We start from the raw sequence: 6,682 nt of genomic DNA, 5'->3' as shown, positions 1-6,682 counted from the left end.
TCATCAGGGCCCTTTTCGTCGAAGTGGTCTTCTGTGCGCGAGGGGGGACTTGAACTGACCTCGACCCCCGCGCGCCACGAAACTGTGTAGGGCGTTCTGCCGCACAAAATCAACGATCTGCGGCATGTGCCCTGTGGATAACTCCACCGCGATACCCCGACCTACAGGTTGCTTAGCACTTTCGTTAGCACTTTTCGCGGCGCGAGGCGTGCAGGAGTTACCTCTCTGGAATGGCCTGCGTTGCGGCCCTCTGTCCGATGGCGGTGCCCCTCAGCGTCCAAACGAGCAGCCATGTCGTCGCGCTGAGCGCGATCAGAGTGAAAGTCGTGACTGCGATGGAGAAGGGAACGCCGACGAGCGTGAGTAGGCTGCTCGCTGCGGCCATCATCCCACCTGCTATGAGCCCTAGTGCGCCACGCACACTGTCCCTTTCCGCTGCGACGTGCGCTGCCCGCCAGGCGGTGTCCGACGAGAGGGTCACACTGGTCCGGATTCCGGCGACCTGGTTGCGTTTGAGTGTTCCAGCGGCTGCCCGTCGTGCGACACGGACGAGAACCCATCCCGCTACGACAAGAACCACGCCAGTCCCGGCAGCCGTCAGAAGAAGCGCCAGCTGTTCGTTCATCAGTTCCCCCCATTCGTCAGAGCGTCCGCCGACTGCCTATCCGGCAGATCAAGAGCCACGAGCATGGATCGGCTCGGCTCGATCCTGACACTCACGCGTCATCCCTTTGCGCTGCGGGAACGAACCCATCCGCGGCGATGCTCGTGCGTAGGAAGTCCACGAGCGTGTCGGCCAGGTCGGTCATGCTCTCCCATTGGTCGTTGATGAAGGAACTGGTCTGTGCTCCGATGAACAGGAGCACCAGTCCTCGCGCGGCGATTGTCGTGTCGACGTCGGGACGCAATGAGCCTTCGGCTTCCGCCTTCTTGAGTGCGGCTTCGATGGCGTCGTTCCAGCTCGGGTGTGGCATGTGTGCCACTTCTGGGAAGTGCTCGGATGCCTGGATGACGAGCCGCAATCCGGCGCGCATGACCACGTTGTTCTCGATCTCACTCACGACTGTCTGGAGAAACATGATCAGCGCGCTCAACCCGTCGAGGCTCGTATCCGCGATTGCGGCGTCCCGTAGCTCGGTGAAGCGTCCGTCCTGACGGGCGATGATCTCCTCGGCGACTGTCTTCTTCCCCTCGGGGAAGTGGAAGTAGAAGCCGCCCTGTGTGATCCCGGCTTCCGTGAGCAGTTCGGCCATGCGGACGCTCTCGTAGTGCTTCTGGGCGAACAGTCGCGCGCCCGCCTGGACAATGTTCTCCCGGGTCGTGATCGCCCTGTCCTGTTTAGCCATGCCCGCTCGGCTCGGTGGCGACGGGGGCGGTCTTCGGCACGAAGGGAGTGAATTTGCCGAATGCGACCAGCAAGACGAGGAGTATCGCGGGGATGATCCATCCGCTCCAGCCGGTGATGTTCGCGTGCAGGGGGTCGAAGCGGCCGGTCTCGGCGACGAAGACGACGAAGAGGGTCGCGGCGGCGTTGAGGGTGCTGTGGGCTAGCGCTGCGGGCCATACGGACCCGCCGCGGAGGCGGAGCCACCCGAAGATCCCGCCCATGATGGTGCTGAACGCCACCATCGCGATCACGGCGAGCCAGCCGGGGGTGCCGGGATAGTTGTGTCCGAGCAGGATCACGGGGGTGTGCCAGAGTCCCCAGATGACCCCGGAGAGGAGGATCGCGCGCCACGGCCCGAATCGGAGCAGCTTCGGGAGCAGCCAGCCGCGCCAGCCGATCTCCTCACCCAGTGCCGGGACGATGTTGATGATGAGCGCCCCGATAAGTACGTTGACGAACTGGATGGCGACGAGCGCACCGATCGGTACGGGCAGCTCGGTGATCCCCGCCTCGGCGAGCTGCATCTCGGTGATCTGTTGGTATCCCGAGAAGTGGATGAAGTCAGCCGGGTACAAGCCCAGCAGAGAGCCGACGACGAGCGCCAGGATACACAGCACGACCGGCAGCACGAGCGCGATCACCAGGTAGCCGATCAACCTGCCCGCGGGCTTGAGCGGAACCAGTCCCAGCGCTCGCGCCTTGTGCTTTGGCTTCTCGATGAAGAACACGACGATGAGCGCGGCCACCGTCGGCGCGAACATCATCGCCGTCACCAAGAACCCGGCGAAGGGCTCACGAAGTCCGTCACCGAACCACAGCGGCAGAGCCAGCGCCCACGCCAGCGCGAACGCTACCCCGACGAACACAGCTATTGAGGTGGCGTAGCGCCCGTTGCCCTGTTCGGCATGATGATCCATCTCGTCGATGCCCTTTCTTACGGAGGATTTGACGACTATGAAAGCCAGGAGAAGATGACACCGATGAGGACTGCCAGAGCCGCGACCACGCCGAGCGCTCCCCAGCTCGTGGGTATCCAGTTCACGCCGTCAAACGTCGTGATCAGTGGCCGTCGCACGTGGGCCTCATCGTGCTCCGCTTCGCCGCCAGGTTCTTGATCCGGGTCGGCGCGCATCGTCGGGTTGGCAACGAGTTGTTGGTTATGGATCGTGATCGCGAAGAGCGCGATGACCGGCCCCACCAACGCAACAGCAACCGCCCAGGCTCCGATGGTCGCGCTGAGAGCCACCGCCGCGAAGATCAGAAGCGCACCACCCACGAACCGCATCGTCGTCGCCCCGGCAGGAACAGTTTCAGGATTGCGGTAGAAGGGAATGCGAGTCCCAGGATTCGCTCGGAACGTCATCCACAGTGCCGACATGAAAAACGTCAACCCCACGGCGGCCGACACCCATCCGAACTCCACCATCGCACGACTCAGCGGTGGCTCGCTCAGCACTCCGTGACCCGTGTGGGTCCGCGCGGCAAGCAGGAGGTTGTGCCCGTCCAGCAGTTGCAGACGGTGGCGGTGTCGCACCGCACGTCCCGGGCGGGTGATCCGCACCGGCATATCCACTTCCAGATCGGCACCCGCGTATGGGCACCACCCCAGACATACAGCTCGGCAGTCAGATGCCGGTGGATGGCCTGCAAGTGGGCGAGGTCGTATCGGCCGGGGATCGGGTGCGCGCGAATCGCGCCCTGCTGCCCCAGTTCTGACGGTTCGCCACACCGATGCTGGTGTTGTTCTTGCGCGTTTGGATCATAGCGGCGCGCATCGGCCCCGAGGCATGACCGCCCCGAGCAAGGACGATCCCGAGAAGCCGAGCGCCCACCCCAAGACCATCGCCGCCTACCAGGAACGTTTGGAGACAGCGCGGGCACGCGCGCGTGTGATCCGGGAGCGAGGCGTGCAACTCGACCCGGAGGGGCGTGTGTTCAACGCCGCCGACTACATCCAGAACTACGGCGATACCCATCGGCCCGGGCAGACGACGGCAAGGAGCACCCTGTCATGACGAAGAAGCCACAGTCCGCAGGGCGGGGCGGCGGGGGTGAGAAGCAGCAGCGGCGCTCCCGTTCCCGGCAGCCCGGTTCGATCCAGGCTTGCGACACCGACATGGGGAAGCGGTGGCGGTTCCAGATCTACGTCCTGAAAGACCCCGAATACCCCGAGATGGGATCGCGGCGGCTGACTCGTTCCGGGTTCACCAGCACCGATGAGGCGAACGACGCCTTGCAGGAGGCGTTGAAGCAGCGCAAGCAGAACGAGAAGTTCGGCAACAAGGTGCCGACCGTGGGGACTTACGCGGATGAGTGGGTGGCAGGACTCAAGCTCGCGGCGTCCACGATCACCGGGTACAAGAAGATCATCCGCAACCACATCAGCCCCCAGCTCGGCGCGATCCGGCTCGACAAGCTCACCGCCACCCGTATCGCCCGCCACTACCGCGACCTCGAAGACCACGGCCGCAACGACGAATACGGCAAAGGACAGCCGCTCTCTGCCAACAGCGTCCACAAGGTGCATGTCGTGCTGGGTGCGATCCTCGACGCGGCGATCGACGACGGGCACCTGACGGTGAACCCGGCGAAGAAGAAGCGCACCGTGAAGCCGCCGAAGTCCAGCGAGGTGCGGGCGCAGAAACCCGAGATCGCGACCTGGACGGCCGAGCAGTTGCAGACCTTCCTCACCTGGAACCGCGACACCCTCGACGACGAACTGTTCCCGCTGTGGCGACTCATCGCCTACACCGGCATGCGCCGCTCCGAAGCGCTCGCCCTCAAGTGGTCGGACATCAACACGAAGACGATGCGAGTCAGCATCCGCCGCGCCGTCGGTACCGACGACTGGACGAAGACGAAGACCACCAAGACCGGGCAAGCCCGCGTCATCGACGTGGACACCGAGACATTGAAGGTGCTCGCCTCCTACAAGGTCGCGCGGGCCGAGGTGTCGTTCGAGCTTGCGAAAGCCGACGCCTACATCTTCGGCGACGACGACGGGAAGGTCCGCTCACCCGACGCGATGACCAGCCGCTGGGATCGCCGCCTCAAATGGGCCACCGCGAAGCTCGACTCCCTACACCGGGTCACAATCAAAGGACTGCGTCACACCCACGCGACCCTGCTGCTCGAACTCGGCGAACACCCCAAGGTCGTGCAAGAGCGGCTCGGGCACTCCACGATCACCACGACGATGAACATCTACTCTCACGTCACCTCGACCATGCAGCGCTCCGCTGTAGACCGCTTCGCCGCCCATCTCAACTCGTAAGACCTATGGTCGTGCGTCGGCATCGCAACGCTAAAGGGACCCTGTCGTCGCCGATACGGGACGCCGTTGATCTCCGGGCGTCCAAATGACGCAGCTGCGCTGGTAACCCGCTTGACTCCGAGCCTCTCATAACACGGAAGACGTCATGCCATGCATGAGCCGCATGATTCCGGTCACCTTCCAGTCTCCGAGAGCGTGTCGGCCTGTAGCCGAATGGCGCGAAAACAGTTAGCCTCTCGCAATGTCCCGAGATGGCGTCGGCGTCAGCATGAAGAGTCGCCCGGCCAGCCCCGGCTACGAGAGACTGCCGCGGGAATATCATTTCGGAGTCACGGATGATCGGAGCGCTCGAGAGTGTTCGCGAGCGTCTGGATGAACTTGCCGACCGCATCAGGGGCTGGCAGGTCGATTCGGAGTCGGATGCTTCCCGCTTTCGGTCCTGTGCCGTTGACGATTGCCGCCCCGCCGAGTTGGTCGAGAAGCGGGCCTATGGCGTCTGCTGCATCGGCGGGCAGATGGCCGACGCCGCGTCCGTTGGAGGTGACGGCGACCCCGGCTGGGGATCTTCGCGTGCGGGGCTGGGTGCGGAGGACGTAGGTGCGAGGCGCTTGGCTGTCGCGTTCGCGATCGTTCACGAGGTAGTGGGTCCGTTCCAGGGCGACCGGCCGTGTCGGCAGGTGCCGGAGATCGGGAAGTTCGTGGTGGCGACTGATGCGACCGGTTGTGATGTGTAGAAGTTGTTCCCACCATGCGGGCATGAGCGCCCCTTCTCCTCGGATCGGTATGCCATCACCGAGGCGGAGCACGCTTCTACTATGTCAGCCCGTGCTGTGAATCCTCCGGCCAGCCGCGGGCCCGGACAGATCGCGCAGAGGCAATGTCGTTGATCACCGGTATTCTCTGGCGATTGAGCGTAGCGTGAGGAGCATGTGGACAGTTCTTCTCATCCTGCTTGTGGCCTGGGCGGTGCTGTCGATCGTGGGATTCGTGTTCGAGGGCCTGCTCTGGTTGGCCATCATCGGAATCGTGCTCTTCATCGGCACCCTGATCTTCGGGATACTCCGGCAGCGCGCCAAGCGGGCCAAGGCGTAGTCACCCCCGCACGGGACGCACGGGGTGCGGTCCACCTCCCTTGCCGTGGCGTCGGGGTTTCTAAAGGCGTGACGGCCGCTGCCGGGCGGCGGTGCCCTTCTCCACCGAGTTCGTTTCGGCCGCCACGCGCACATGCAGGGTGCCTGGGCGGACACTGACACGAACACGGGTGATGTGACCGAAGCTGTCGCCGTCGAGTTCGATGAGGTGAGGGGCGTCGAACCGGGCTTCGAACCGGGTTCCTTGGACGTAGGCGAGCGCGTGGAGGTCGGGTGTCTGCTGGAGGAGCCGGCGGCTGAGCGGGGAGCGGCGGGCGAGGCCTTGCAGGGTGAGGCGGGTTCCGATCCGCGCCCACCCGAAGCGTCCTGTCGGGCGCATCATTACGACGTCCAGCAGGCCGTCGTCGATGATCGCAGCGGGGATCAGGAGCATGTTCCCGGTGAGGGTTCCGCAGTTGCCGACGATCACCGTGTGCGCCCGCGTCGACCTCACCCGCCCTCCGTCGATTCGGTAGTCGAGATGGAAGAGCTTGTTCGCGATGACCGAGCGGGCGATCGGTGTGACGTACGCGAACCAGCCGAGATGCTTTTTCGCGATGGTGCTTGTGCTCTCCGCCATCTCCGCATCCAGTCCGATGCCGGCCATGACCATGAACGCGTGCGAACGCCGGGCGCCGCTCTCGTCCTCGAGCTCAGCCACCCCGACATCCACGGACCGGTCCTCACCTGCGAAGGCAACGGAGACGCAGGCGGCGATGTCGTTGAGCGGCGCACCGATATCACGTGCGAGGAGATTGCCGGTGCCCAGGGGAACCAGCGCGACCGGGATGCCCGTCCCTTGCATCACCTCCGCGACGGCTCGGACCGTGCCGTCGCCGCCAGCGACCATCACCACCGCCGGAGCAGCAGCGAGAGCGTGCTCCGCTGCGG

General features: G+C 64.6%; 10 protein-coding genes. 4 read left to right on the top strand and 6 right to left on the bottom strand.

Annotated features, from left to right (window positions below):
• Positions 1–217: 217 nt before the first annotated feature.
• The 4 genes from ACIWQI_RS13240 to ACIWQI_RS13225 form a co-directional block, all read right to left on the bottom strand.
• Positions 218–625: an SdpI family protein gene (locus tag ACIWQI_RS13240; protein WP_396658069.1), complete on the bottom strand. Its 408-nt coding sequence runs from the start codon at positions 623–625 to the stop codon at positions 218–220.
• A gap of 91 nt (positions 626–716) precedes the next feature.
• Positions 717–1,346: a TetR family transcriptional regulator gene (locus tag ACIWQI_RS13235; protein WP_396658068.1), complete on the bottom strand. Its 630-nt coding sequence runs from the start codon at positions 1,344–1,346 to the stop codon at positions 717–719.
• A complete protein-coding gene (locus ACIWQI_RS13230; protein WP_396658066.1) occupies positions 1,339–2,304 on the bottom strand; it encodes a lysostaphin resistance A-like protein in 966 nt (321 codons plus the stop codon). Before ACIWQI_RS13230 ends, ACIWQI_RS13235 begins: the two co-directional genes overlap by 8 nt.
• A gap of 35 nt (positions 2,305–2,339) precedes the next feature.
• Entirely contained in the window at positions 2,340–2,948 is a 609-nt protein-coding gene (locus ACIWQI_RS13225; RefSeq protein WP_396658079.1) for a hypothetical protein, read from the bottom strand.
• Here ACIWQI_RS13225 and ACIWQI_RS13220 point away from each other — a divergent pair.
• From ACIWQI_RS13220 to ACIWQI_RS13210, 3 genes are read left to right on the top strand one after another with little or no spacing between them, the layout of a single operon-like run.
• Positions 2,847–3,152: a relaxase domain-containing protein gene (locus tag ACIWQI_RS13220; RefSeq protein ID WP_396658064.1), complete on the top strand. Its 306-nt coding sequence runs from the start codon at positions 2,847–2,849 to the stop codon at positions 3,150–3,152. The two genes, ACIWQI_RS13225 and ACIWQI_RS13220, sit on opposite strands and share 102 nt — an antisense overlap.
• Before the next feature lie 22 nt (positions 3,153–3,174).
• Positions 3,175–3,402, top strand: a complete 228-nt coding sequence (locus ACIWQI_RS13215) for a hypothetical protein (protein WP_396658062.1) — start codon at positions 3,175–3,177, stop codon at positions 3,400–3,402.
• Positions 3,399–4,661 (top strand): tyrosine-type recombinase/integrase, encoded by a 1,263-nt coding sequence (locus tag ACIWQI_RS13210; protein WP_396658060.1) that lies wholly within the window; start codon positions 3,399–3,401, stop codon positions 4,659–4,661. Before ACIWQI_RS13215 ends, ACIWQI_RS13210 begins: the two co-directional genes overlap by 4 nt.
• A gap of 329 nt (positions 4,662–4,990) precedes the next feature.
• Here ACIWQI_RS13210 and ACIWQI_RS13205 read toward each other — a convergent pair whose 3' ends face one another.
• On the bottom strand, positions 4,991–5,419 hold the full coding sequence (locus ACIWQI_RS13205) for a hypothetical protein (protein ID WP_286717033.1): 429 nt from the start codon (positions 5,417–5,419) through the stop codon (positions 4,991–4,993).
• 169 nt (positions 5,420–5,588) lie between these two features.
• Here ACIWQI_RS13205 and ACIWQI_RS13200 point away from each other — a divergent pair, with 169 nt between their 5' ends.
• Positions 5,589–5,753 carry a hypothetical protein gene (locus ACIWQI_RS13200; protein ID WP_193598841.1) on the top strand — a complete coding sequence of 55 codons (165 nt, stop codon included), beginning with the start codon at positions 5,589–5,591 and terminating at the stop codon, positions 5,751–5,753.
• 60 nt (positions 5,754–5,813) lie between these two features.
• On the opposite strand, the gene ACIWQI_RS13195 is transcribed toward ACIWQI_RS13200, so the two are convergent.
• The coding region (locus ACIWQI_RS13195; RefSeq protein ID WP_396658056.1) for a diacylglycerol/lipid kinase family protein at positions 5,814–6,682 on the bottom strand (869 nt) is incomplete at its 5' end.

Origin of the sequence: Microbacterium sp., assembly GCF_044508325.1 — a bacterium.
Taxonomy (GTDB): Bacteria; Actinomycetota; Actinomycetes; order Actinomycetales; family Microbacteriaceae; genus Microbacterium.
Note: the sequence above shows the minus strand (reverse complement) of the source record. Positions and strands in the feature narration are given on the sequence as shown.

Bases quoted from the DNA above. Each gene is read 5' to 3' on its own strand.
- ACIWQI_RS13215 (WP_396658062.1), top strand. From the start codon at position 3,175: ATGACCGCCCCGAGCAAGGACGATCCCGAGAAGCCGAGCGCCCACCCC.
- ACIWQI_RS13210 (WP_396658060.1), top strand. From the start codon at position 3,399: ATGACGAAGAAGCCACAGTCCGCAGGGCGGGGCGGCGGGGGTGAGAAG.
- ACIWQI_RS13205 (WP_286717033.1), bottom strand. From the start codon at position 5,419: ATGCCCGCATGGTGGGAACAACTTCTACACATCACAACCGGTCGCATC.
- ACIWQI_RS13200 (WP_193598841.1), top strand. From the start codon at position 5,589: ATGTGGACAGTTCTTCTCATCCTGCTTGTGGCCTGGGCGGTGCTGTCG.
- ACIWQI_RS13240 (WP_396658069.1), bottom strand. From the start codon at position 625: ATGAACGAACAGCTGGCGCTTCTTCTGACGGCTGCCGGGACTGGCGTG.
- ACIWQI_RS13230 (WP_396658066.1), bottom strand. From the start codon at position 2,304: ATGGATCATCATGCCGAACAGGGCAACGGGCGCTACGCCACCTCAATA.
- ACIWQI_RS13235 (WP_396658068.1), bottom strand. From the start codon at position 1,346: ATGGCTAAACAGGACAGGGCGATCACGACCCGGGAGAACATTGTCCAG.